Source organism: Micromonospora sp. DT227, assembly GCF_049841835.1.
Lineage (GTDB): Bacteria > Actinomycetota > Actinomycetes > Mycobacteriales > Micromonosporaceae > Micromonospora.
Window position 1 is genome coordinate 591,002 of record NZ_JBNCLA010000005.1, and the last position, 25,146, is coordinate 616,147.

21 protein-coding genes are annotated in these 25,146 nt (G+C 74.0%); 14 read left to right on the forward strand and 7 right to left on the reverse strand.

What is annotated here, in order from left to right; translation table 11 throughout:
- Nucleotides 1-251 precede the first annotated feature (251 nt).
- Both rpsA and coaE read left to right on the forward strand, forming a co-directional pair.
- Complete coding sequence (gene rpsA / locus ACLQ2W_RS20885; RefSeq protein WP_107157503.1) at nt 252-1,781, forward strand: 30S ribosomal protein S1; 1,530 nt, start codon at nt 252-254, stop codon at nt 1,779-1,781.
- A 206-nt stretch (nt 1,782-1,987) separates the two neighbouring features.
- Nucleotides 1,988-3,184 carry a dephospho-CoA kinase gene (gene coaE, locus ACLQ2W_RS20890; RefSeq protein ID WP_425787845.1) on the forward strand — a complete coding sequence of 399 codons (1,197 nt, stop codon included), beginning with the start codon at nt 1,988-1,990 and terminating at the stop codon, nt 3,182-3,184.
- Between the two features lie 65 nt (nt 3,185-3,249).
- Here the strand turns inward: coaE and ACLQ2W_RS20895 are convergent, their stop codons facing one another.
- The gene (locus tag ACLQ2W_RS20895; protein WP_425787846.1) at nt 3,250-4,884 is read right to left on the reverse strand and encodes a hypothetical protein; all 1,635 of its coding nucleotides are present in this window, start codon (nt 4,882-4,884) and stop codon (nt 3,250-3,252) included.
- Nucleotides 4,885-5,190: 306 nt separating this feature from the next.
- Between ACLQ2W_RS20895 and uvrB the strand changes: the two genes are divergently transcribed.
- The 4 genes from uvrB (at nt 5,191) to ACLQ2W_RS20915 (ending at nt 9,537) form a co-directional block, all read left to right on the forward strand.
- Nucleotides 5,191-7,302 (forward strand): excinuclease ABC subunit UvrB, encoded by a 2,112-nt coding sequence (gene uvrB, locus ACLQ2W_RS20900; RefSeq protein ID WP_425787847.1) that lies wholly within the window; start codon nt 5,191-5,193, stop codon nt 7,300-7,302.
- 25 nt (nt 7,303-7,327) lie between these two features.
- The gene (locus tag ACLQ2W_RS20905; RefSeq protein WP_425787848.1) at nt 7,328-8,161 is read left to right on the forward strand and encodes a helix-turn-helix domain-containing protein; all 834 of its coding nucleotides are present in this window, start codon (nt 7,328-7,330) and stop codon (nt 8,159-8,161) included.
- Nucleotides 8,162-8,184: 23 nt separating this feature from the next.
- A complete protein-coding gene (locus ACLQ2W_RS20910; RefSeq protein WP_405090430.1) occupies nt 8,185-8,553 on the forward strand; it encodes a VOC family protein in 369 nt (122 codons plus the stop codon).
- Between the two features lie 84 nt (nt 8,554-8,637).
- Nucleotides 8,638-9,537, forward strand: a complete 900-nt coding sequence (locus tag ACLQ2W_RS20915) for a DUF5753 domain-containing protein (RefSeq protein WP_405090429.1) — start codon at nt 8,638-8,640, stop codon at nt 9,535-9,537.
- A 124-nt stretch (nt 9,538-9,661) separates the two neighbouring features.
- Here the strand turns inward: ACLQ2W_RS20915 and ACLQ2W_RS20920 are convergent, their stop codons facing one another.
- Nucleotides 9,662-9,955 carry an antibiotic biosynthesis monooxygenase family protein gene (locus ACLQ2W_RS20920; protein ID WP_107162472.1) on the reverse strand — a complete coding sequence of 98 codons (294 nt, stop codon included), beginning with the start codon at nt 9,953-9,955 and terminating at the stop codon, nt 9,662-9,664.
- A 121-nt stretch (nt 9,956-10,076) separates the two neighbouring features.
- Here ACLQ2W_RS20920 and pnuC point away from each other — a divergent pair, with 121 nt between their 5' ends.
- The 3 genes from pnuC to ACLQ2W_RS20935 all read left to right on the forward strand — a co-directional run bounded on the left by pnuC (nt 10,077) and on the right by ACLQ2W_RS20935 (nt 13,219).
- A complete protein-coding gene (gene pnuC, locus ACLQ2W_RS20925; protein ID WP_425787849.1) occupies nt 10,077-10,730 on the forward strand; it encodes a nicotinamide riboside transporter PnuC in 654 nt (217 codons plus the stop codon).
- Nucleotides 10,727-11,809: an AAA family ATPase gene (locus ACLQ2W_RS20930; protein ID WP_425787850.1), complete on the forward strand. Its 1,083-nt coding sequence runs from the start codon at nt 10,727-10,729 to the stop codon at nt 11,807-11,809. The genes pnuC and ACLQ2W_RS20930 overlap by 4 nt, the downstream gene beginning before the upstream one ends.
- Nucleotides 11,810-12,220: 411 nt before the next feature.
- On the forward strand, nt 12,221-13,219 hold the full coding sequence (locus ACLQ2W_RS20935) for a TerC family protein (RefSeq protein ID WP_107162469.1): 999 nt from the start codon (nt 12,221-12,223) through the stop codon (nt 13,217-13,219).
- A 43-nt stretch (nt 13,220-13,262) separates the two neighbouring features.
- Here ACLQ2W_RS20935 and ACLQ2W_RS20940 read toward each other — a convergent pair whose 3' ends face one another.
- Both ACLQ2W_RS20940 and ACLQ2W_RS20945 read right to left on the reverse strand, forming a co-directional pair.
- Nucleotides 13,263-14,180: an NlpC/P60 family protein gene (locus ACLQ2W_RS20940; protein ID WP_425787851.1), complete on the reverse strand. Its 918-nt coding sequence runs from the start codon at nt 14,178-14,180 to the stop codon at nt 13,263-13,265.
- Between the two features lie 56 nt (nt 14,181-14,236).
- Nucleotides 14,237-15,334 carry a mandelate racemase/muconate lactonizing enzyme family protein gene (locus tag ACLQ2W_RS20945; protein WP_425787852.1) on the reverse strand — a complete coding sequence of 366 codons (1,098 nt, stop codon included), beginning with the start codon at nt 15,332-15,334 and terminating at the stop codon, nt 14,237-14,239.
- A gap of 43 nt (nt 15,335-15,377) precedes the next feature.
- Here ACLQ2W_RS20945 and ACLQ2W_RS20950 point away from each other — a divergent pair, with 43 nt between their 5' ends.
- Nucleotides 15,378-16,175 (forward strand): tyrosine-protein phosphatase, encoded by a 798-nt coding sequence (locus tag ACLQ2W_RS20950; protein ID WP_405090423.1) that lies wholly within the window; start codon nt 15,378-15,380, stop codon nt 16,173-16,175.
- A 4-nt stretch (nt 16,176-16,179) separates the two neighbouring features.
- Here ACLQ2W_RS20950 and ACLQ2W_RS20955 read toward each other — a convergent pair whose 3' ends face one another.
- Nucleotides 16,180-17,046, reverse strand: a complete 867-nt coding sequence (locus ACLQ2W_RS20955; protein WP_425787853.1) for a serine hydrolase — start codon at nt 17,044-17,046, stop codon at nt 16,180-16,182.
- Between the two features lie 70 nt (nt 17,047-17,116).
- On the opposite strand from ACLQ2W_RS20955, the gene ACLQ2W_RS20960 reads away from it, so the two are divergent.
- Nucleotides 17,117-17,797: a class I SAM-dependent methyltransferase gene (locus tag ACLQ2W_RS20960; RefSeq protein ID WP_425787854.1), complete on the forward strand. Its 681-nt coding sequence runs from the start codon at nt 17,117-17,119 to the stop codon at nt 17,795-17,797.
- 74 nt (nt 17,798-17,871) lie between these two features.
- Here the strand turns inward: ACLQ2W_RS20960 and typA are convergent, their stop codons facing one another.
- Nucleotides 17,872-19,740: a translational GTPase TypA gene (gene typA, locus ACLQ2W_RS20965; RefSeq protein ID WP_405090420.1), complete on the reverse strand. Its 1,869-nt coding sequence runs from the start codon at nt 19,738-19,740 to the stop codon at nt 17,872-17,874.
- 130 nt (nt 19,741-19,870) lie between these two features.
- On the opposite strand from typA, the gene ACLQ2W_RS20970 reads away from it, so the two are divergent.
- Complete coding sequence (locus tag ACLQ2W_RS20970) at nt 19,871-21,406, forward strand: DedA family protein (RefSeq protein WP_425787855.1); 1,536 nt, start codon at nt 19,871-19,873, stop codon at nt 21,404-21,406.
- A gap of 32 nt (nt 21,407-21,438) precedes the next feature.
- Nucleotides 21,439-22,311: a transglycosylase SLT domain-containing protein gene (locus ACLQ2W_RS20975; protein WP_425787856.1), complete on the forward strand. Its 873-nt coding sequence runs from the start codon at nt 21,439-21,441 to the stop codon at nt 22,309-22,311.
- Nucleotides 22,312-22,362: 51 nt separating this feature from the next.
- Here ACLQ2W_RS20975 and ACLQ2W_RS20980 read toward each other — a convergent pair whose 3' ends face one another.
- Nucleotides 22,363-24,498, reverse strand: coding sequence for an MMPL family transporter (locus ACLQ2W_RS20980; RefSeq protein ID WP_425787857.1), 2,136 nt, complete (start codon nt 24,496-24,498; stop codon nt 22,363-22,365).
- Nucleotides 24,499-24,626: 128 nt separating this feature from the next.
- On the opposite strand from ACLQ2W_RS20980, the gene ACLQ2W_RS20985 reads away from it, so the two are divergent.
- Entirely contained in the window at nt 24,627-25,145 is a 519-nt protein-coding gene (locus tag ACLQ2W_RS20985) for a MarR family winged helix-turn-helix transcriptional regulator (protein ID WP_425787858.1), read from the forward strand.
- Nucleotide 25,146 lies beyond the last annotated feature (1 nt).

A 25,146-nucleotide genomic window follows, 5' to 3' on the forward strand; every position in this document is an offset into this window, starting at 1 on the left:
TGACGGACGAGACAGGAGTGGCCCCTTACCGCGCGAAATCTCCGCTTTCGCAGCGGATGAGGTCGCACGGACCCGGGAGGGCTTGCACGCTGTGGTAATGCAGCGGGTAGGCTAGACGATGCGCTCGCGGATCGTGTGCCTCGGCAGGGAGCAGGTGTGCGGTCACCGGAGCCACTAATGATCTTCTTGCGTCGATCGTTCGGTGTGCCCGGCGACGGATCCGCTGGCGCGGAAGAGTCACCGCGACACCCATGCCCGCTGTGACAACCCATCCGACCGGAGCAACCGCCCACATGACGAGCAGCATCGAGGCCACCTCGAGCGCCAACAAGGTCACGCACGACGATCTCGGCTCTGAGGAAGCATTCCTCGCCGCTATCGACGAGACCATCAAGTACTTCAACGACGGCGACATTGTCGAAGGCACCGTCGTCAAGGTCGATCGGGACGAGGTCCTGCTCGACATCGGCTACAAGACCGAGGGCGTGATCCCCTCTCGGGAGCTGTCGATCAAGCACGACGTGGACCCGGCCGAGGTTGTTTCGGTTGGCGACCACATCGAGGCCCTCGTCCTCCAGAAGGAGGACAAGGAGGGTCGGCTGATCCTCTCCAAGAAGCGGGCGCAGTACGAGCGGGCCTGGGGCACGATCGAGAAGATCAAGGACGAGGACGGTGTCGTCCGCGGCTCGGTCATCGAGGTCGTCAAGGGTGGTCTCATCCTCGACATCGGCCTGCGCGGCTTCCTGCCCGCGTCGCTTGTCGAGATGCGGCGGGTGCGTGACCTCCAGCCGTACGTCGGCCGCGAGCTCGAAGCCAAGATCATCGAGCTGGACAAGAACCGCAACAACGTGGTCCTGTCCCGCCGGGCCTGGCTGGAGCAGACGCAGTCCGAGGTGCGCACCGAGTTCCTCAACAAGCTCCAGAAGGGGCAGGTCCGCAAGGGCGTCGTCTCCTCGATCGTCAACTTCGGCGCGTTCGTCGACCTGGGCGGCGTGGACGGCCTCGTGCACGTCTCCGAGCTGTCCTGGAAGCACATCGACCACCCGTCCGAGGTCGTCGAGGTGGGCCAGGAGGTCGAGGTCGAGGTCCTGGACGTCGACCTGGACCGCGAGCGGGTCTCGCTGTCGCTGAAGGCGACCCAGGAGGACCCGTGGCGTCAGTTCGCCCGCACCCACGCGATCCAGCAGATCGTGCCGGGTAAGGTCACCAAGCTGGTGCCGTTCGGCGCGTTCGTCCGGGTGGACGACGGCATCGAGGGCCTGGTCCACATCTCCGAGCTGGCCGAGCGCCACGTGGAGATCCCGGAGCAGGTCGTGCAGGTCGGCTCCGAGGTCATGGTCAAGGTCATCGACATCGACCTGGAGCGCCGCCGGATCTCGCTGTCGCTCAAGCAGGCCAACGAGGGCTTCGTCGAGGGCGAGGAGCACTTCGACCCGACCCTCTACGGCATGGCCGCGACGTACGACAACGAGGGCAACTACATCTACCCGGAGGGCTTCGACCCGGAGACGGGCGAGTGGCTCGAGGGCTACGACAAGCAGCGCGAGACCTGGGAGAACCAGTACGCCGAGGCGCGTCAGCGCTGGGAGGCCCACACCAAGCAGGTGCAGACCTCCCGCGCCGCCGACGCCGAGGCCGCTGCCAACCCGGCTCCGCCGGCCACCAGCACCACCACCTCGACCTCGTCGGCCCCGAGCCGTCAGGCCGAGGAGCCGGCCGGCACGCTGGCCACCGACGAGGCGCTCGCCGCACTGCGGGAGAAGCTCGCCGGCGGCAAGTGACCGGTCGCTGACGCCGGTTCGTCCACCCGGACGCACCAGCGGCTGCCTCTGACGACGGGCCCCGTCCCCGCGTTCCGCACCAGCGGAGCGCCGGGGGCGGGGCCCGCGTCGTGAACACGTGCGGACGCCGTTCGCATGCCTTCCCCGGTCGGCGCGGAAGCGTCGGCCTGTTTGGCATGTGTCCGGTGATCCGGTTGACTGTCCGGATGCTGAAGGTGGGGCTGACGGGCGGGATCGGATCCGGCAAGAGCGCGGTGGCGGCCCGCCTCGCCGCGCTCGGCGCGGTGGTCGTCGACTCGGACCGGATCGCCCGGGAGGTGGTCGCGCCCGGCACCGAAGGGCTGGCCGAGGTGGTCGCCACGTTCTCCGACCGGGTCCTGGGCCCGGACGGCTCGCTGGACCGGGCCGCGCTGGGCGCGCTGGTCTTCGGCGACGAGATCGCCCGCCGCCGACTGGAGGCGATCACCCACCCCCGGGTCCGGGCGCGGGCCGCCGAGCTGGTCGCCGCCGCGCCCGCCGACGCGGTGGTGGTCAACGACGTGCCACTGCTGGTGGAGGTCGGGCTCGCGCCCACGTACCACCTGGTGGTGGTGGTGCAGACGGCGGTGCCGACCCGGCTGGCGCGGTTGTCCCGGGACCGGGGCATGGACCCGGCCGAGGCCGAGCGGCGGATCGCCGCGCAGGCCGACGACGCGCGCCGGGCGGCGGTGGCGGACGTGCTGCTCACCAACGACGGCACGCTGACCGACCTGCACGACGCGGTGGACGACCTCTGGCGGGACCGGTTGCTGCCCTACGAGCGCAACGTCCGCGAGCGGCACGCCGTCCGGGCCGAACCGTCGACGCTGACCGAGCCGTCGACGCTGACCGAACCGGATCCGACCTGGCCCGCGCAGTACGCCCGGCTGGCCGCGCGGATCCACCACGCGGCCGGTGGCGACCTCCGGGTCGACCACGTCGGCTCCACCGCCGTGCCCGGCCTGGCCGCGCCGGACGTCATCGACATCCAGCTCACCGTCCCCTCGCTGGCGGAGGCGGACGGTCCGCTCGCCGACCGGCTGGCCGAGGCGGGCTTCCCCCGGCTGCCCGGCGAGTGGCGGGACGCGCCGCGTCGCCCCGACCGGGTGGAGTGGGTGAAGCGGCTGCACGGCGGCGCGGACCCGGGTCGCCCGGTGCTGCTGCATCTGCGGGTGGCCGGCTCGGCCGGTTGGCGGTACGCGCTGCTGATGCGCGACCACCTCCGCGCGGACCCGGCGCGCCGGGCCGCGTACCTCCAGATGAAGCGGGACCTGGTGGCTGCCGCGCCGGACAGCGCGGAGCACGGCACGCTCACCGATCCCTGGTTCGACGAGGAGCACCTGCGCGCCGAGGACTGGGCCACCCAGACCGGCTGGCGCCCCTGACCCCCACCACCCCCGCACCCCACCCCCACCCCCGCCCGCCGCCCCCAGATTCACGGAAAGTGTGCTCATTCCGCGTCGGATGGCCCCGCTTTCCGGGAATCTGCGCGCTTCGGCGGGGTGGGGGTGAGGGTGAGGTGGATCCACACGTTTCGGGTGGTGCGCAGTTCCAGGCGGCGGGGCAGTCCGGCCCGGTCCAGCCACCAGCGCAGGCCGCCCGGCACCTCGATGACGTCCACCGCACGGCCTGCGGTCGCGTCCGCCCGGATCCGCAGCGCCGGTTGGTCCGGTGGTCGGGTGCCGGCTCGTAGCGCGGCCTCGAGGAGCCGGTCGAGGGCGTCGGTGGGCGGCCGGGCGGCGGCCGTGAGCAGCCCGCCGGGCGTCGGCTGTGGCGGCGTGCCGGGCCCGTCCGGGGACGCCTGCGCGTGGGTCACCCCGCCCGGTCCGGCCCGGCGCAGCGTACGCCGGCCGGTGTCGTCGTCGGTCACCGTGAGGTACGCCGACGGCGTCGACCAGCTCAGCGTGCCCACCCCGTGCAGGGTGGTGGACGGGTCGAGCGGGGCGGCCACGGTCACCGCCGCGCCGCCGGCGCGCCGCAGCCGCGCGGGTAGGCCGGCCAACCGGTCCGCCTCGTCGTCGGTCAGCGGCCGGGGCTGCCCGGCCCGGCCGCCGAGCGCGTCCACCGGGTGCGGGGCGGGCCGGTCGGCGCGCTCCAGGTCGACGGTGACCGGCGTGCCGTCGGGCAGCCGCCCGGCCAACCGGTGCAGTCGGGCGTCCCGGTCCAGCCAGAGCGTCGGCCGCGGGTCGCCCGACGGGGCGGCCAGCGACGCCCGGAGCACGTCCACCGGGGCGCCGGCGAGGCTCTCCCGGCGCAGCCAACGGCCGTCCCGCGCGACCGGGTCGAGCCGGTCCGCGCCCAGTCCGAGCAGCAGGTCGCGGACGGCGGCCAGCCCTCGGCCGGCCGGCGGTTCGCGGAGCCGCCACCGGTCGGGCGGCGGCACCAGCGGTGGTCGCGCCGGCGTGGGCAGCGCGGCCGGGGCCGGCCGGACCAGCAGCGCCGCCGCGGTGGCCTGGACGAGCCCCCGGTCGGCGCCCGCGCCGGGACCGCCGACGTCCAGGTAGAGCAGCGGCCGGGCCCAGTCGACCCAGCCGAGCAGTTCGATCCGGTCCCGGCCGGCGCCGACCGTGCCCCGGACGCCGGCGCGCAGGTCCCGTACGTTGGTCACCCGCAGCGCGGCCACCCGCTCGGCCTCGTCGGTGGTGAGCGGGCGGCCCGCCGGGCCTGACCGTGGTGGGGACGCGCCGGGCAGCCCGGCGACCAGGAGGGTCGCCGAGGCGGCGGCGGCCAGCCCGAGCGAGGCCAGCGCGGCGCGTCGGCGGGTCGGCCGGTCCGGTGGGTCGCCCGCCCCGTCCAGCGCGGGATCGTCGTCCGCTCGGCCGGTGCCGGCCGGTCTCGGGCCGGTCGCGGCGCCGCCGCGCCGACGGCGGCCGACCGTGGTGCCGGGCCGGGTCGGGACACTTGTGCGGGATCGGCGATGGCCTCGGCCGGGCTCGCGCGGCACGTGCTGGTCGGCGTCGCCGCGCGCGGTGGCCCGGTGCGGGCGCGGCGGTGCGGGCGGCCGGCCGGGCTCCGGCGGCGGGGTGGACGCGCCGGTGCCGGGCGCGCGGTCACGGCGCGTCCGGCGGTCGGGAGAGGGCTCCACGAGGGGACAACGCGGCTGCGGGGTCACGGGTGACGACGCAGGGGCGCTCGCGGCGGCCGGTGAGCGCCTCTCGGCGCGACCACCATGGGCGCGCACGCCGGTCGTCCCGGGTGCTGCGGCCTTCGGCGCCGGGGGCGGCCGGGCCCCCGCGAGGGAGGCGGCCACCGGCCCGGTCGGCCGCCGCGAGCGGCCTACGGTACGAGGGTAGTCCGGTGAGATGAGCCACACAATGGGAATATCGAAGCCGGTCAGGGACGGCCCGTGGTCGGCGGGGAAGTGTCGGACCGCGGGCGTACCGTTGGTGGCATGGCGCTCGACATTCCCCGGCTCGACGGCCGCTTCCAGGTGGTCAGCGAGTTCCAGCCGGCCGGCGACCAGCCGGCAGCCATCGACGATCTTGAGCGTCGCGTGCGTCGCGGCGACCGCAACACGGTGCTGCTGGGCGCGACCGGCACCGGCAAGAGCGCCACCACGGCGTGGCTGGTCGAGCGGCTCCAGCGGCCCACGCTGGTGCTCGCGCCGAACAAGACGCTCGCCGCCCAGCTCGCCAAGGAGTTCGGCGAGCTGCTGCCGCACAACGCGGTGGAATACTTCGTCTCCTACTACGACTACTACCAGCCCGAGGCCTACATCCCGCAGACCGACACCTACATCGAGAAGGACTCCTCGATCAACGAGGAGGTGGAGCGGCTGCGGCACTCGGCGACCATGTCGCTGCTCACCCGGCGCGACGTCATCGTGGTGGCCACCGTGTCGGCGATCTACGGCCTCGGCACGCCGGAGGAATACCTCGACCGCGCGGTGCGGGCCAAGGTGGGGCAGGAGCTCGACCGGGACCAGTTGCTGCGCCGGCTGGTCGACATCCAGTACGCCCGCAACGACATGGCCTTCCAGCGCGGCACGTTCCGGGTCCGCGGCGACACGCTGGAGATCATCCCGGCGTACGAGGAACTCGCCGTCCGGATCGAGCTGTTCGGCGACGAGATCGAGAAGCTCTACTACCTCAACCCGTTGACCGGGGACGTGGTCCGGGAGGTCGACAGCCTGGTGATCTTCCCGGCCACGCACTACGCCGCCGGCCCGGAGCGGATGGAGCGGGCGATCCGCGACATCGAGGCCGAGCTGGCCGAGCGGCTGGCCGAGTTGGAGCGGCAGGGCAAGCTGCTGGAGGCACAGCGACTGCGCATGCGCACCACCTACGACATCGAGATGATGCGTCAGGTCGGCTTCTGCTCCGGCATCGAGAACTACTCGATGCACATGGACGGCCGGCTGCCCGGGAGCCCGCCGCACTGCCTGCTCGACTACTTCCCCGACGACTTCCTCACCGTGGTCGACGAGTCGCACGTCACCATCCCGCAGATCGGTGGCATGTACGAGGGCGACGCCTCCCGCAAGCGGATGCTGATCGACCACGGTTTCCGGCTGCCCAGCGCCGCCGACAACCGGCCGCTGCGCTTCGACGAATACCTGGAGCGGGTGGGCCAGTCGGTCTTCCTCTCCGCCACCCCGGGCCCGTGGGAGCTGGAGCAGGCCCAGGGCGAGTTCGTCGAGCAGGTGATCCGGCCCACCGGTCTGATCGACCCCGAGGTGGTGGTGAAGCCGACCAAGGGGCAGATCGACGACCTCATGCACGAGATCAAGCTGCGCACCGAGCGCGACGAGCGGGTGCTGGTCACCACGCTGACCAAGAAGATGGCCGAGGACCTCTCCGACTACCTGCTGGAGAACGGCATCCGGGTGCGCTACCTGCACTCCGAGGTGGACACGCTGCGCCGGGTCGAGCTGCTGAGTGAGCTGCGCAAGGGCGACTACGACGTGCTGGTCGGCATCAACCTGCTCCGGGAGGGCCTCGACCTGCCCGAGGTCTCGCTGGTGGCGATCCTCGACGCCGACAAGGAGGGCTTCCTGCGCAGCGGCCGGTCGCTGATCCAGACCATCGGCCGCGCGGCCCGGAACGTCTCCGGCCAGGTCCACATGTACGCCGACAAGATCACTCCGTCGATGGCGTCGGCGATCGACGAGACCGACCGGCGTCGGGCCAAGCAGATCGCGCACAACGAGGCCCACGGCATCAGCCCCGAGCCGCTGCGCAAGAAGATCCACGACATCCTCGACGACATCTACCGCGAGGCGGAGGACACCGAGGCCGCCACCGTCGGCGGCGCCGCGCGGCAGCTGTCCCGGGGCAAGGCGCCGGTCAAGGAGACCCGCAGCCGGGGTGGCCGGGGCGGCGCGGCGACCCCGTCCCGGGAGGGGATGGCCCGGGCCGATCTGGCCAACCTCATCCAGGAGCTCAACGACCAGATGCTGGCCGCCGCCCGGGAACTCCAGTTCGAGCTGGCGGCGCGGATCCGCGACGAGGTCGCCGACCTCAAGAAGGAGTTGCGCGGGATGGACGCGGCCGGGGTGCGGTGAGCGGCCCGCCGGCCGGGGGGACGGCATGCTGACCGAGGCGGTCGTCGGGCGTCCCGACGCGCGGCTGCGTCCCTGGGTGGACCGGTACCTCGGCTACCGGGAGGACGCGCCGGCGCCGCTGGTGCGCCGCGAGGTGGCCGGCGCGTTCGTGGTGCTGATCCTGGGCTGGGGCGACCCGCTCGACGTGCACGATCCCCGGGCGACCGGCCGCGGCACGTCCGGCAACGCGTTCCTGGCCGGCCCGTTCGACTGTTGGTGCGCCACCCGTACCGCTGGTACGGGAGTCGGCGTGCAGGTGGTCCTGACCGCCCCGGCGGCCCGTCGGGTGCTCGGGCTGCCGCTCGGTGAGCTGGCCAACCGGGTGGTCCCGGTCGACCGGGTCGCCGGCTGGCTGACCGACCTGCGGGACGCGCTGGCCGGCGCGGCCGGCTGGGCGGAGCGCTTCGCCCGGCTCGACGCCGCCCTCGCCGCCCGGCTGGCGGCCACCGACCCGGTCGACGGTCGGCTGCGGGCGGCGTGGCGGCGGCTCGACGTCAGCGGGGGAGCGGTCGGCGTCGCCGCGCTGGCCGACGAGATCGGCTGGTCCCGTCGTCACCTGGCGGTCCGGTTCCGTCAGGAGTTCGGGCTGCCGCCGAGGACCGTGGCCCGGCTCCTGCGCTTCCAGCGGGCGTACGCCGGTCTGGGCCGCACGGTGCTCACCGCGCCGGGCGCCGGTGCGGGCGGGGCGGGTTGGGCGGAGCGGGCGGCCCGCTGGGGCTACTACGACCAGTCGCATCTGATCCGGGAGTTCCAGGCGTTCGCCGGGGCCACGCCGGCGGTGCTGGCCCGGCCCGGATCACATCCGTCCTATCCGGGCTGACCGGCGCGCGGCAGGCTGGTGCCATGCGAAGCATCTACCCGGTCCTCCGGTACCCCGACGTCCACGCCGCTGTCGACTTTCTCCGGTCGGCGTTCGGTCTCACGGTCCACGAGCTGCACGCCGGGCCCGACGGCGCGGTGCGCCACGCCCAGCTCGGTCACGGCGACGGCCTCGTCATGATCGGGCCGGGGCCCGCACCGGCGAGCCGCCCGGCCGACGACGACTACCGCGTCTACCTGGCGGTCGACGACGTGGACGCGCACCACGAGCGGGCCCGCGCGGCCGGCGCGGAAATCGTCCGGTCGCCGTTCGACACCGACTACGGCTCCCGCGACTACGCCGCCCGTGACCTGGTCGGCATGGTCTGGTCGTTCGGCACGTACCGTCCCTGACCGCCCCGGCGTCTGTTGCTCTGCGCAAGCGAGGTATTGCCGTGTGTGATGGTCATGCGTACGCTCCCACCCTGGGAGGAGCGCATGCCGATGTCAGCAAGTCCGGTCGTTCGGCGGGTGCGGCTCGGCGTCGAGCTGCGCCGGCTGCGCCGCCGTGAGTCACTGACGCTCGAGCAGGTCTGCGCCCGGCTCGGTTGGGCGTCCACGTCGAAGTTGTCCCGCATCGAGCTGGGGCAGAGCCGGCCCGACCTGGCCGACGTGCTCGACCTGCTCGACGTCTACGCGGTGCCGCCGCACCAGCGCGACGATCTGATCGTCATCGCGCGTGACGCCGCCACCGGGCGTGGCTGGTCCAAGGCGCTGGGCGAGATGGGCGAGCGGCAGCGGGCGTACGCGGAGTTGGAGGCCGGCGCCGAGCGCATCGTGGAATACCAGCCGGCGTTCGTGCCCGGCCTGCTCCAGACCCCGGCGTACGCCCGGCTGCGGGTGTCGGCCGGCGCGTCGGTCGCCGACGAGGTGGACGTGGATGCCGACGTCCGCGCCCGGGCGGTGCGCCAGGAACTGCTGGTCCGGTCGGACCCGCCGCACTACACCGCGCTGATCGACGAGCGGGCCTGCGAGCCGGGCGGCCTGCCGGCCGAGGTGTGGCGGGAGCAACTACGGCATCTGCTGGCGCTGGCCGAGCGGTCGCACGTCACGGTCCGGGTGCTGCCGCGGGACGCCTCGTCCGGCGACGACCTGCACCCGCTGGCGCCGTTCTCCTACTACGCCTATCCGGACCCGGACGATCCCCGCACCGTGCTGGTGGAGACGCTCACCACCGACCTGCGCCTGGTCGGCGAGGCGGATGTGGCCCGCTACGAGCAGGTGATCCAGCGGCTGCTCGCGGCGGCGCTGCCGGAGGACGCGACGGCCGAGCTGCTGGCTCGACGGCTCGGCCCCGCGCCGGTGCCCCGGCCCCGCGACGCGCGCGAGCCGGGGTGAGGGGCGCCGCCCGCCCACCGGGCTGAAACGGGGCCGCCGCGCGCCCACCGGGCCCGGCGCCCCCGTTGCCCGCCGGGACCGGTGACCGCGCGTCGCGCGCAGGCTACGCGTGGGGTACGACAGTTCAGGCCGGCACGTCGACGAAGTGCTCGACCAGCGGCGGGCCGGCGAAGTACGGGCCGATCAGCCCGCGCCACCGCCCGAAGCGCTCGGTCTGCCGGAAGTTCACGTCGTGCGCCTCCACCGAGTCCCACTCGACCAGCAGCACGAACCGGGTGGGCGACTCCACCCCGCGGGTCATCCGCACCGAGCGGCACCCCTGCGCCTCGGCGAGGATCGGCCGGGCCTGCGCGTAGGCGGCGGCGAAGTCGTCCTCGTGTCCGGGCGTCACGTCGATCAGCGCGACCTCAAGAACCATGCCCGAAGCCTCCCATGCCCGGCCACCCCCGGTACGCTCCGGGGGCGCTCCGGCGGGCCGCGTCTCCACCAAGGCGCCGGCCTCCACCGTGGCACCGGCGGCGGGGGAGAGGGACACCCACATGCTCGACTGGCTCACCGGCACCGCGTTCACCGTGTTCGGCGCCGGCACCACCTGGGCGGAGCTGCTCGGCTTCGGCACCGGCGTGGTCAACGTCTGGTTGGTCGCCCGCCAGCACATCGCGAACTGGGCGGTCGGCATCGCCAACGTGCTGCTGCTGATGGTGCTGTTCTGGACCGCCGGCCTGTACGCCGACGCCGGCCTGCAACTCGTCTACGTGGTGCTCGGGATCTACGGCTGGTGGCACTGGCTGTTCGGCGGGGCCCGGCGCAGCCGGCTCACGGTGGCCCGCACCGGGCGGCGGGAGTGGTGGGCGCTGGGCCTGGCCGGGCTGCTGCTCACCGCCGGGCTGTGGGCGCTGCTGGACCGGGCCACCGACTCGACCGTTCCGCTGGCCGACGCGGTCACCACCGCGTTGTCGCTGCTGGCCACCTACGGCCAGACCCGCAAGCTGGTGGAGAGCTGGTGGCTGTGGATCGCCGCCGACCTGATCTACATCCCGCTCTACGCGTACAAGGGGCTGTGGCTGACCGGCGGCCTGTACCTGATCTTCCTGGCCCTCTGCGTGCTGGGGTTGCGGTCCTGGCGGGCGGACCTGCGCCGGCGCGCGGCGGCCACGCCGGTGCCGCCCGGCCCGGCGCCGGTGGCCGCATGAGCGCGACCGGGGCGGGCCCGCGCCGGTTCCGGCACGGCCTGGTGGTCGGCAAGTTCTATCCGCCGCATGCCGGGCACCACGCGCTCGTCGAGGCCGCCGCGGCCCGCTGCGCGGCGGTGACCGTGGTGGTGGCGCCGTCCCGGCGCGAGTCGATCCCGCTGGATCTGCGGTTGGCCTGGCTGCGCGAGGTGCACGCCGGCACGCCGTGGGTGCGGTTTGTCGGCCGGCACGACGATCATCCGGTCGACTACGCCGACCCGGCGGTCTGGGACCTGCACTGCGCGGTGTTCGCCGACGCGCTGGGCGGCGAGTCGGTGGACGCCGTCTTCTCCTCCGAGGTGTACGGCGGGGAGCTGGCCCGCCGGTTCGGCGCGGTCGCGGTCGACGTGGATCCGCAGCGGCGGGCGGTGCCGGTCTCCGGCACCGCGGTGCGCGCGGACCCGGCGGCGCACTGGCGGTGGCTGAGCGCGCCGGTGCGGGCGTGGCTGGTCCGCCGTGTCGTGGTGGTCGGCGCGGAGTCCACCGGCACCACGACCATGGCGCGGGCGCTCGCCGAGCGTTTCCGCACCGCCTGGGTCCCCGAGTACGGCCGTGAGCTGACCGCCCGCAAACTCGCCACGCTGCGCCGCTCCCGACCGGACGCGACCGTCTTCGACGTCACCTGGGACCGGGACGACTTCGTCGAGGTGGTACGCGAGCAGCAGGCCGCCGAGGACGCCGCGGCACGGGTCAGCGGCCCGCTGTTGTGCTGCGACACCGACGCCCGGGCCACCGCACTCTGGGAGGAGCGCTACCTGGGGTCGTCGTCGGCCGAGGTCCGGGCCGCCGCCCGCCGTCCGGCGCTCTATCTGCTCACCGACCACGAGGGGGTGCCCTTCGCCGACGACGGCCTGCGCGACGGGGAGCACCTGCGGGCGTGGATGACCGGGCGGTTCCGCGTGGAGCTGGCCGCCAGCGGGGTGCCGGTGGTCGAGCTGCGCGGCACGCACGAGGAGCGGCTGGCCACCGCGGTCGCCGCGGTCGAGGATCTGCTCGCCGCCGGGTGGGCGTTCACCGACCCGGTGCTGCCCGCCCACTGAGGCCCTCGTCCGCACGGACCGGACCGGATCGTGCCGGGCGCGCCGGCACCCGGCGGTGCGGTCCGCACCGCGAGCTGCCGGCGCCGGGACAGGGAGGCTAGCCTCCTAGGACGTCCCGCGAATACGTGAGGAGCGGCACCCGATGACGGCAGATCGGCGCCCGGAGATGCGCTACCGGGCCGGCATGGTGAACAATGGCGGCCGAGGAGGGGAGTATTCCCCCGTGACGGAGTCGTCAGCACGGAAGAGCGCCAGCACCCCCCGGTGGCTCGACCCGGCTCCGTCGGTCGGTGTCCACCCGGGCGCCGGCGGAAGAGACCTCCGACAGTCACCACAGTCAGCGTCGACGCACCCCGGCCCGACACCCGGCGTACGGTGTGCCCGACGCTGCGTGTCTGCCGGAGGATGGATTTGAACGTGTCCGCATTGGTGTGGGCGGTAACCCTGACCGCGATGATCGCGGTCCTGCTCGCCGACCTGTTCATCATCGGCCGCCGCCCGCACGAGCCCAGCGTCCGCGAGTCCAGCCTGTGGGTCGGCTTCTACGTGGTGCTGGCGCTGCTCTTCGGCGTGGTGCTCTGGGTGACGGCCGGGCCGAGCGTGGCCGGCCAGTTCTACACCGGCTGGCTGACCGAATACAGCCTCTCGGTGGACAATCTCTTCGTCTTCGTGATCATCATGGCCCGCTTCGGGGTGCCCCGGCAGTACCAGCAGAAGGTGCTGCTCATCGGCATCCTGTTGGCGCTGGTGATGCGCGGTGGGTTCATCGCCGCCGGCGCGGCGCTGATCTCCCAGTTCTCCTGGGTGTTCTACATCTTCGGCGCGTTCCTGATCTACACCGCGGTGAACCTGGCCCGACAGGGCGAGCCGGACGAGGACGAGTTCAGCGAGAACCTGCTGATCCGGTGGAGCCGCAAGGCGCTGCCGCTGTCCCGGGACTTCGACGGGGCGAAGATGACCACCCGGGAGCACGGGCGGCGACTGTTCACCCCGATGTTGATCGTGATGATCGCGATCGGCACCACCGACCTCATCTTCGCGCTCGACTCGATCCCGGCTATCTTCGGGATCACCCAGGAGCCGTACCTGGTGTTCACCGCGAACGTCTTCGCGCTGATGGGGCTGCGGCAGCTCTACTTCCTGCTGGGCGGTCTGCTGGACCGGCTCATCTACCTCAGCTACGGGCTGGCCGTGGTGCTCGGCTTCATCGGCGTGAAGCTGGTCCTGGAGGCGTTGGCCGACAACAACCTGCCGTTCATCAACGGCGGCGAGCACGTGGCCTGGGCGCCGCACATCCCGATCTGGCTCTCGCTGACGGTGATCCTCGGCACGCTGGCCGTGGCCACCGTGGCGAGCCTGGCCAAGTCGTCGCGGGACCGGCGCCGGGAACTGGCCGAGGCGCGTCGCTGACCGCACCGGGTGTCCGGGGCGACGACGCCCCGGACACCCGGGGTCAGACGCGGTGCGCGCCGACCAGGGTGGCGACCCGGTCCGGGGGCAGCTCCTCCTCGACCACCCGGCGGGTGAGGTAGCAGGCGTGCAGCATCCGGCGCCGGCCGCCGTGCGGCTCGGCCGTGACGATCCCGACGTGGTGGATGCGCCGGCCGGGGCGGGCGAAGAAGTAGAGGTCGCCGGGGCGCTCGTCGTCCAGCGCCAGCGGCGTGGTCGCCTCGGCCTGGTCGTCCGCGTCGCGGGGCAGCGTGACGCCGTACCGCCGCCAGGCCAGGTGCACCAGACCGGAGCAGTCGATGCCGTCGGTGGACAGGCCGCCCCAGACGTAGACCAGGTCGCGTAGCCGCTCGGCGACCGCGAGCACCTCCTTGGCCTCGGGCCGCTCGTCGGGCAGCGGCACCAGATCGTCCTCCGGGACCCAGAGCGGCTCGACCCGCCCGGGCGCCCGGACCGGCCGCCAGCCGTTCGCCGGCCGGCCGGCGGAGGTGAGGTGGGTGCCCAGGACCACCCCGGTGAGCGCCGGCGACCCGCCGGCGGCCTCGTGCAGTGCGGTCCGGCGGACGTCGACCACCAACGCGGACCCGGTCGGCCGGGTGTCGGCGGGCGCGGCCAGGTGGGCCGACCGCATCCAGCCCGGGTAGCCGCGAGGGTCCAGCTTGGCGGCGGGCTGCCCGAGCGCGACCACCCGGACCCAGCCGTCCGGCCCGGCCCCGGTGACCAGCACCGGCTCGCCGAGCAGCAACTGGGTCAGGACACAGTCGCCGACCCACTGGTCGCGATCCATCCCGGCAACCCAGGCGGCGACGTCGGGGCTGTCGCGCAGGGCGGGTCCGTCGATCGGGCGGACCGCGTCGGGGTCTGCCCACAGGGTCGCCACCGGGACCCGTACCACGGCCTGGTGGCCCGGTTGAGGCGCCATCCGCACCCCTCCTCCCACGCTCCTGTGGGGGACCCTATGAAAAAATCCAACCCCACTCAACCGTGGCGCTGAACCTTAGCTTCATTCACGTCGGCGATGCCGAGCCCCGGGGCGTCCGGCAGCAGCACGTCCGCGCCCTCGTACCGGAGCCCGCCGGTGACCGGCGACCAGGCCAGCCACCAGGCGGCGTCGAGATCCGACACGGCCGTGGTGCCGTGCGCGGCGGCCAGGCTGGCCGCGGCGCCCACGCCGACCGGGCCCTCCATCATCGAGCCGACGATCGTGCCCATGCCGTGCGCGGCGGCCAGGTCCAGCAGCGTGCGGGCCGGTTGCAGACCGCCGCACTTGGCCAGCTTCACGTTGACCATGTCGGCGGCCCGGCGGCGGATCACCTCGACCAGGTCGCGCACGTCGAAGACCGACTCGTCGGCGAGGATCGGCACCGCCACCCGGTCGCTGACCCAGGCCAGCCCGTCCAGGTCACGGCGGTGCACCGGCTGCTCGACCAGCTCGACGTCGAGCCCGGCGTCCTCGATGCCACGGATCACCCGGACCGCCTCGCGCGGCGTCCAGCCCTGGTTGGCGTCCAGCCGGATCCGCGCGTCCGGGCCGACGGCGGCGCGCACCGCGCGGACCCGGTCCAGGTCGCCCCCGGCGTCGGTGCCGACCTTGAGCTTCAGCACCGTGAAACCCTCGGCCCGGCGCCGACCGGCCGCCGCGGCCAGGTCGACCGCGTCGCCGGCGGCCAGCGTGACGTCCGTCGGGACGCGCAGCGCGGTGCCGCCGAGCAGCCGCACCAGGGGTACGCCGAGCCGCCGCGCGGCCAGGTCGTGCAGCGCCACGTCGACGGCCGCCTTCGCCGACTCGTTGCCCACCACGGCCCGGCGCACCTGCCCGCAGCGGGCCTGGAGGTCGTCCGCGTCGCGCCCGGTCAGCAGCGGGGTGAGCAGTTCGCGGACGCACGCCTCCGCGCCGCCGATCGACGCGCCGGTGACCTGCCAGACCTGCGGGGCCTCGCCGAACCCGGACCGGCCGTCGCTGTCGATCACCTCGACGATCAGGGTCTCCACGGTGGTGGTGCTGCGCAGCGCGGTGACGAACGGGGTGTGTAAGGGGGCCGAGAGCCGGTGGGTGCGTACCGCCGCGATCGTCATGTGGGGCACCCTATAGGCACTGGTGGCGAGCAGGGGAGGGCCGATGACCGGGCGGGACTGGGAGCTGGTGGGCGCGCCGAACGCCCGTGACCTGGGCGGGCTGCCGACGACCGACGGGCGGCGGGTCCGTGCCGGGCGGCTCGTCCGGACCGCGGCGCTGGGCCGGCTGACCGACGACGATCTGCCGGTGCTGGGCAAGCTCGGCACGGCCTGTGTGGTGGACCTGCGCGCCGTGCAGGAGCAGGAGGTGGCGCCGCCGGACCGGCTGGTGGGCGCGCCCCGCGTGGTGCACCTGCCGGTGTACGACGCGGCCCACCCGGTGTTCACCTACGTCTCGGCCGTGTTGCAGGGGCACGACCTGGCGGCGTACGCGGAGTTGGCCCGCGAGGGCATGCCGGGGGCGATGACGGCGATCTACCGCTGGTTCGTCACCGGGGAACCGGCGCGGGCGGGGTTCGGCGCGGCGGTGCGGCTGGCCGCGGACGGCGCGAACCTGCCGTTGCTGTTCCACTGCTCCGCCGGCAAGGACCGCACCGGATGGCTGTCGGTGGTGCTGCTGACCGCGCTGGGCGTGCCGGAACCGGCGATCCGGGCCGACTACCTGCGGCACAACGAGCTGACCGAGAGCCTGCGGGAGGTGCTGCTGGCGGCGATGACGCGCCGTCGGCCGGACCTCGACCCGGCGGTGGCCCGGCCACTGCTGGAGGTGCGCGCCGAGTACCTGGACGCCGCGTACGACGAGGTGCGCCGGGTGCACGGCTCGTTCGAGGCGTACCTGCGCGACGGGCTGGGCGTGACCGACGAGGTCCGGGCGGCGCTGCGGGAGCAGTTGCTGGAGTAGCCGCTCAGCCGGCCAGCTCGTGCCGGGCGTCCCACACCCGCGCGGAGACGTGCGCGATGAGCCGGCACGCGTCGTCCTCGACCTGCTCGCCGTCCGCGCCGCCGTCGGCCAGGTCGGTGGTCGTGCACACCACGATCGCGTACGGCGGCGCGTCGTCCGGGAAGACCACGCCGGCGCCGTGGCGGACGCCGCGTACCCAGCCGTTCTTGTGCGCGATGCGGGTGCCGTCGGGCAGCCCGGCGGCCAGGTCCTCGCGGTGTTCCTGGGCGACGAGCACGTCGAGCATGGCGGCGCAGCCGGCCGGCGAGGCGAGCGGGCCGGGCCGGGCCGCGCCCAGCGCCAGCTCGCCGAGGAGGGCGGCCAGGTCGGCGGCGGTGACCAGGTTGTCGATGCCGGCGTCGCGGGCGGCGAAGTCCTCGATGCCGCGGCCGGTGACGCTGTGCCGCGCGCCGGCCCGCGTCCAGGCGTCCGCCACGGCGGGCAGCCCGACCTGGCCGATGCACAGGTTCGTGGCCAGGTTGCTGGATCGGATGATCATGCGTTCGGCGAGCCAGCGCAGCGGCGCGGTGCCGCCGACGGCGTCCCAGACCGCCTCGTCGTTGTCGTAGTCGCGGGCGTTGGTGAAGCGGGGCGCGCCGGGCTGGGCGGAGTCGAACGCGTTGCGCACCGGCACCGGCGCGTCCAGGTCGAGCCGGCCGGCCTCGGCGGCCCGGTGCAGCGCCACCAGCACGGCCACCTTCATGGTGCTCGCCGCGTAGTGGGTGGCGTCGGCCTGTCGGGTCCAGGCGGGCCGGGCGCCGGGGCGTCCCACGTACGCGGAGACGGTGCCGGGCACCCGGTCCAGGTGTGCGTCGAGCTCGTCCCAGATCATGCAGGTGACCGTAGCGGATCTTCGTGGCGCGGGGCTGCGCCGGCATCGTGTCCGGGTCTAGCGTGCGGGGATGACGACCCCCCGGTACGACGAGATCGCCGACTGGTACGAGGAGTACGCCACGGTCGGTTCGGCGACCTACATGGACCGGGTCCGGTCGGTGCTGGCGGAGCTGCTGGGCGGCGGCTCGGGTCGTTGCCTGGACCTGTGCTGCGGCACCGGGGCGCACGCCGCGGAGCTGCGCCGGCTGGGCTGGACGCCGGTCGGCGTGGACCTGTCGGCCGGGCAGTTGCGGCACGCCCGGGCCCGGCTGCCGGTGGCCCGCGCCGACGCGACCGCGCTGCCGCTCGCCGACGGCGTGGTGCCGGCCGCGGTCTGCCTGCTGGCGCACACCGACATGCCGGACTATCCGGCGGCGGTCGCGGAGATGGCCCGGGTGTTGGCGCCGGGCGGCCGGCTGGTGCACGTCGGGGTGCACCCGTGCTTCTGCGGCGCGTTCGCCGACCGGTCCGACCAGGAGCGCATCGTGATCGACGGCGGCTACGCCGAGCGGGAGCGCACCGTCCGGTCGTGGAACTCGCACGGCGTGCGGGCCCGGGTGGGCGCCTGGCACCTGCCCCTGGCCGACCTGCTCACCGCCGTCACCGCCGCCGGCCTGGTGCTCGACCGGGTGGTCGAGTCCGGCTCCGGCCCGATCCCCGACGCCCTGGGCTTCGCCGCCACCAAACCCCACCCCCACCGGGTGTGCTGATTCACGGAAAGAGTGGCCATTCCCCGGGGAATGGCCACTCTTTCCGTGGAGGTGCGGGATGCGGAGCGGGTGGGTCAGCCGGCGTGCTTGCGGCGGGCCGCTGCCCGGCCGCGCTGCTGCTGGTCGAGGACCACCTTGCGGATGCGCACCGCGGTCGGGGTGACCTCGACGCACTCGTCCTCGCGGCAGAACTCGAGCGCCTGCTCCAGCGACAGCTTGCGCGGCGGGATCAGCTTCTCGGTCTCGTCGGAGGTCGACGCCCGCATGTTGGTGAGCTTCTTCTCCTTGGTGATGTTGACGTCCATGTCGTCGGAGCGGGAGTTCTCCCCGACGATCATGCCCTCGTACACCTCGGTGGTCGGCTCGACGAAGAGCTGACCCCGCTCCTGAAGGTTGATCATCGCGAACGAGGTGACCGCGCCCGCCCGGTCGGCGACCAGCGAGCCGTTGTTGCGGGTACGCAGCTCACCGAACCACGGCTCGTACGACTCGAAGACGTGGTGCAGGATGCCGGTGCCCCGGGTGTCGGTGAGGAACTCGGTGCGGAAGCCGATCAGGCCGCGCGCCGGGACCAGCCACTCCATCCGGATCCAGCCGGTGCCGTGGTTGACCAGCTGCTCCATCCGGCCCTTGCGGGTGGCGAGGAGCTGGGTGATCGCGCCGAGGTACTCCTCCGGGGCGTCGATGGTCAGCCGCTCGACCGGCTCGCAGGTCTTGCCGTCGATCTCCTTGGTGACCACCTGCGGCTTGCCGACGGTCAGCTCGTAGGACTCGCGGCGCATCTGCTCGACCAGGATCGCCAGGGCCAGCTCGCCGCGGCCCTGCACCTCCCAGGCGTCCGGCCGCTCGGTGGGCAGCACCCGCAGCGACACGTTGCCGACCAGCTCCTTGTCGAGCCGGTCCTTGACCATCCGCGCGGTGACCTTGGCGCCCTTGACCCGGCCGACCAGCGGCGAGGTGTTGGTGCCGATGGTCATCGAGATGGCCGGCTCGTCGACCGTGATCAGCGGCAGCGGGACCGGGTTCTCGGCGTCGGCCAGCGTCTCGCCGATCATGATCTCCGGGATGCCGGCGACCGCGATGATGTCGCCGGGGCCGGCCGAGTCGGCGGGCTTGCGCTCCAGACCCTCGGTCATCAGCAGCTCGGAGATGCGGACCCGCTGGGTGCTGCCGTCGGTGCGGCACCAGGCCACGGTCTGACCCTTGCTGATCGTGCCCTGGCGGACCCGGCACAGCGCGAGCCGGCCCAGGAACGGCGAGGCGTCGAGGTTGGTGACGTGCGCCTGCAGCGGCGCGCCGTCCTCGAACGCGGGCGGCGGGATGGTGTCCAGCAGGGTGCGGAACAGCGGCTCCAGGGAGGTGCTGTCGTCGGGTACCGAGCCGTCGGCGGGCTGGGTCAGCGAGGCGATGCCGTCGCGGGCGCAGGCGTAGACGATCGGGAAGTCGATCTGCTCCTCGTCGGCGTCCAGATCCAGGAAGAGCTCGTAGGTGTCGTCCACGACCTCCTTGATCCGGGAGTCCGGCCGGTCCACCTTGTTGATCACCAGGATGATCGGCAGCCGGGCGCGCAGCGCCTTGCGGAGCACGAACCGGGTCTGCGGCAGCGGGCCCTCACTGGCGTCCACCAGGAGCACCACGCCGTCGACCATGGTCAGGCCGCGCTCCACCTCACCACCGAAGTCGGCGTGGCCGGGGGTGTCGATGATGTTGATCGTCACCGGGTCGGAGCCGTCCGCCGGCAGGTACCGCACGCCGGTGTTCTTGGCGAGGATGGTGATGCCCTTTTCCCGCTCGAGGTCCCCCGAGTCCATGACCCGCTCGGTGTCCTCGCCGCGGGCGCCGTAGGCGCCGGCCTGCCGCAACATGGCGTCGACCAGGGTCGTCTTGCCGTGGTCGACGTGGGCGATGATGGCGACGTTGCGGAGGTCGGTGCGAAGCTGCATACCCTCCATACTCCTGTCTGCGGTTGCCGGGGCACGCCTCGGGGTCACCCCGAGATGGCCCGGATCTGTGTCGAAAGTGCTGGGCCGACCGTTCCAGCCACTGGCATGCTGGCTCCCGTGCGGGTGCCGAATGCCTGATCTGCTGAACTGGCTGCAAGGGCTGCCGCCCCTGCTGATCTACCTGGTCGCCGCGCTGATCGTCGCGGGCGAGACCGCGGTGATCTTCGGGCTGCTGGTGCCGGGCGAGGCGACCCTGCTGCTGGTCGGCTTCCTAGCGTACGCGGGGACGCTACGGCTCGCCCCCGTGCTGGCGGTGATGACGGCCGCCGCCGTGATCGGAGACACACTCGCCTACCGGGCCGGGCGGCGTCACGGGCCGCGGTTGCGCGCCTCCGGGCTCGGCGCCCGGATCGGGCCGCACCGGTGGCGACGCGCCGAGGAGTTGCTGGACCGGCTGGGCGGGCGCGGCATGATGGCCGCGCGCTGGGTCGCGTTCGCCCGCACGCTGGCACCCCGGCTGGCCGGCGGCGCCGGGATGTCGTACCGGCGGTTCGCGCCGTGGAACCTGGCCGGGGTGGTGAGCTGGGTCGGCGCGTCCGTGCTGGCCGGTTACCTGGCCGGCGAGTCGTACCGGCGGGTGTCGGACCTGCTCGGCCGCGCCACCGGCGCGGTGCTGGTGCTGCTGCTGTGCCTGCTCGGCGTGGTGCTGGCCGGCCGTTGGCTCGGGCGCAACCCGGACCCGGCCCGGGCGTTGGCGGCCCGCGCCGCCGCGCTGCCACCGCTGCGCTGGCTCCGGGCCCGGTACGGGGTGGTGTTCCTCCTGCTCGGCATGCGCGTCGGTCCGGTCGGCGCGTGGCTGGTCAACCTGGCGTTCGGGCTGGCGCTGCTGTTCGCCGCCGGGCTGGCGGTGGCGACCCTGCTGGCGGCGGTGGTCCGGCACAGCGGGCTCGGGGTGATCGACGGGCTGGTCGGCGACTGGTTCGCCGCCCGGCGTACCCCGGGGGTGGCGGACGCGGCGCTGGCCGTCGTGTCGGTGCTGCGCGGCTGGGTGCTGATCACCGCGGTGGCCCTGGTGGCGGCGGTGGTGGCCCGGCGGCACCGGCCCTGGCGGGCGGACCTGCTCGGGGTGGTCGGCACGGTCGGTGCGGCGGTGCCGCTGGTGCTGCTGGTGGGGGTGGTCGACCTGACCGGTCCGGCCGTCCCGGACCGGGTCCGTGACCTGTTCCCCGGCCAGAACGCGGTGGTGACGGCGAGTTTCGGCACGCTGGCCTGGCTGCTGTCGCGCGGGGCGCGCTGGCCGGTCGGGGTGGCGGTCTGGACGGCCGCCTCGGCCGGGGTGGTGGCGGTCACCGGCGCGCGGCTCTACCTGGGCTGGAGCGCAGCCAGCGGCACCGCCTCGTCGGTGCTGCTGGGCGCCGCCTGGACCGCCGTGTTCGTGATCGCCTGGTCGACCCGGAACCGGGCGGCGAGCGGGGACGGCCGGGCCGACCCGGCGGACGCCGGCCTGCCGGCGGGCGTCGACCAGTCCGGCCCGGCGGCGGTCGCTGATTCGTCGGGCCCGGCGGACGCCGGCCCGGACGGCCCGGACGCGGGGGAGGGGCCGCCGCGGCCCCGGGCTCGCCGGCCGGCGTCGCGGGGGCCCCGGACCCCCGTCGATCCCTGCTAGGGTGCGCCGGACGGGGACCACGGGGAGGATCGATGCGGCGAGGAGTCGGCCGGTGGGCCGCGGCTGCGGTGGCGGCACTGCTGGCGGCGGGCACGGTGACCGGGTGCGGCGGCGAGGAACGGCCGGTCCGCGGGGTGGCGGCGGAACTGCCCACGGCGGCTCCGGTCGAGGAGCCGGCGGAGGCGCCGGCCGACGCGCCGAGCGAGGCCCCGCCGGCGGTCGAGGCGATCGGTGGCAAGCCCAGCCCCAGCGCGAAGGCGAGCGGGAAGCCACGGCCGAAGCCGTCCCGCACGTCGACGGCGCCGTTGGCCCGGCCGAAGCCGCCGACCGAGACGCGGGTGCCGCCGCCCCCGCCGAAGCCGGCGCCCAGCGGCTGCAAGCCCACCCACCGGGGCACCAAGGCGACGCAGAGCCAGGTCAAGGCGGCGCTGGCCGACGCGGCGGCCCGCACCTACTGGCCCACCTCCGCGCCCGACATCCGCATCCCGTCGACGCTGATGAAGGCGACCGCCTGGCAGGAGAGCGGCTGGCAGTCGACAATCGTGGCCTGCGACGGCGGCGTGGGGCTGATGCAGGTCATGCCGGCCACCGCGGAGTGGATGAACCAGCGGTTCGAGCAGTCGTACGACATCGACGACTACCGGGACAACGCCTACCTGGGCGGCACCTACCTGGCCTGGTTGACCAAGTACATCGGCGACATGTACTTCGAGTCGGACTACCGGCTGGACGCCTCGCTGTGCACCGCCGAGCTGAACTCCTGCCTGCTCAACGCCGTGATCTCGGCGTACAACTACGGGCACGGCGCGGTGGCCCGGGAGGGGCAGCCGCTGGCGATCCCCAACCCGCAGTACGTCCACAACGTCCGCGAGCTGATGACCAGCTGCGAGTGCCTCGGCTTCTGAGCGGTCCGCGGCGACCGGGCGTCGGCGTGCTGCCGACGCCCGGTCACCGGGTCAGTCCCGCGCGGTGACCGGCTCGGCCGGTGCGTGGGCCGCCTCGGTGGGCGCGTCGGGGTCGCGGGTGATCCGCCCGGGCCACCAGAACCGGTCGCCGAGCAGGAACGCCAGCGCCGGCACCAGCACGGTACGGACGAGCAGCGTGTCCAGCAGCACACCGACGCAGACGATGATCCCGATCTGGGTGAGCGTGATCAGCGGAAGCACGCCGAGCACCGCGAAGACCGCGGCCAGCAGCACGCCGGCGCTGGTGATGACGCCGCCGGTGACCCGCAGCGCGGACAGCATGCCGTCCCGGGTCCCGGTCCGGCGGGCGTCCTCCCGGGCCCGGGTGACCAGGAAGATGTTGTAGTCGACGCCGAGTGCGACCAGGAACACGAACGCCAGCAGCAGCACGCCGCTGTCCAGCGCCGGGAAGCCCAGCACGTGGTCGAAGAGCAGCCAGGCGGCGCCGAGGCTGGCGAAGAACGACGCGATCACGGTCAGCACCAGCAGCAGCGGGGCCAGCAGGCCACGCAGCAGCAGCACCAGCACGGCGCCGACCAGCAGCAGGATGATCGGCAGGATCAGCCGCAGGTCCCGGGTGTTGGCCTGGTCGGAGTCGTAGGTGGCGGCGACCGTGCCGCCGACCAGCGCGCCGTCCGGGGCGTCCGCCCCGGCGACGGTGGGGGGCGCGGAGTCGGGCACGGCGGCGACCGCGTCGCGCAGCGCTGTCACGGCCCGGTCGGAGGCGGCGGTGCCGGGCTCGGCGGTGAGCACCACGTCGACCTGGGCGACCCGGTCCCCGGCGAGGCCGGGCCGGGCCGAGGCGACACCGTCGACCGCGCCGGCGGCGGCGAGCACCGCGGGCGCCGCCTGCGGGTTGGTGAGCACCGCGACCGGCTGGGTGCTGCCGGCCGGGAAGGCGCGGGCGAGCGTCTCCGCGCCGGCGACCGCCTCGGGCCGCTCCCGGAACTGCTCGGTCTCGGACAGACCGGTGCGGATGCCCAGCCCGCCGAGCGCGAGGCCGGCGAGCAGCAGCGTGGCCAGCACCGCGACCGGCAGGGGCCGGCGGACGACCAGCTCGCCGAGGCGGCCCCAGAGCCGGCCCTCCCGGGCGGCGCTGCCGACGCGCGGAACGAACGGCCAGAACAGGCCCCGGCCGAACAGCACCAGCGCGGCGGGGAGCACGAACAGGGCGGAGAGCATGGCGAACACCACACCGATGGCGCACGCCACCGCGAGCGCCCGGTTGGTCTCCTGCTCGGACAGCAGCAGCGTGAGCACGCCGAGGACGACGGTGCCGCCGCTGGCCAGGATCGGCTCGGCGGTGCGGCGCAGCGCGGCCCGCATGGCGGTGAACCGGTTCTCCTCGCGGCGCAGCTCCTCGCGGTAGCGGGCGATGAGCAGCAGGGCGTAGTCGGTCGCGGCGCCGAAGACCAGCACGCTGGCGATGCCGGTGACCTGGCCGCTGGGCAGGTAGATGCCCAGCGCGGGCACGACGGTCTCGACCGTGCGTAGGGTGAACTGCTCGGCGGCGGCCACCACGAGCAGCGGCACGAGCCACAGGAACGGGCTGCGGTAGGTGATCAGCAGCAGCAGCGCCACGACGGCGGCGGTGACCAGCAGCAGCGTGGTGTCGGCGCCCTGGAAGACCTTGCTCAGGTCGGCGGTGAAGGCGGGACCGCCGGTGACCTCGACGGTCAGGTCGTCGGGCAGGTCGGCCACCGCGTCGCGCACCTTGCCCACCTCGTCGACCACGGCCTGCTGGTCGCCCGCGGTGGACAGCGGCACGGCGACCAGCGCCACGGTGCCGTCGGGGGAGAGCTGGGCGGGGGCGACCCGGCCGCCGACGGCGAGCGGGCCGAGCCTGCCGGCCGCGGCGTCCAACGCGGACCGGTCGGACGCGCTGAGCGGAGCCCGGTCGGCGCGGCTGACCACGACCAGCGCGGGCTGGGTGTCCCGCGACGGCAACTGCTCTTGGAGGCGCTCGACCTGGGTGGACTGCCACTCGACGGACAGGCCGGTGGCGGAGACCGGTTCGGGGTTGTCCGGCCGGGGTAACCCGAAGACCACCGCACCGACGACGAGTGCGGCGGCCACGGTGAGCCAGGCGGCCAGCCGGCCCCGGGCGACGCGGGTGAACAGTGACATCGGATGCCCTCTTGATCCTGCGGGATGATTCTCGCCAACCGAGTATCTTGATGAGCGAGATTATCCGGCAAGGCTCTATGCTGCAAGCCGGACCGAGGGGATGGCGGCGAGCGGTGACGGGGCACGGCATGTACCGGCGACGGAACGACCCACGGGGACGCATGGTCGCGGAGATCACCAACGACCTGCGTCGCTACTCGGTGGACGCCCAGCACGTCGGGCACGCGTTCGCCGGGCTGCACGGGTTGAACCCCACCGACCTCCAGGCGCTGATCGCGGTGATGGAGGCCGAGCTGGTGGGCGAGCCGATCACCCCCGGCCGGCTCGGCGAGGTGCTCAACCTCTCCTCCGGCTCGGTGACCGCGCTCGTCGACCGGCTGGAGCGTGCCGGCCACATCCGGCGTGACCGGGACACCACCGACCGCCGCAAGATCCTGCTGCACTACGCCGACCGCGGCGCGACGCTGGCGCAGAGCTTCTTCGGCCCGCTGGGCCGGCGCACCGACCAGGTGATGGACCGGTTCACCGACGAGGAGCTGGCCGTGGTGCACCGGTTCATGGGCGAGATGGTGCACAGCATGCGGGCGCACCGCGACGAGGTGCGCGCCGCCCGCGGCACCGCCACCGAACCGTCCGGCGACCGCTGAC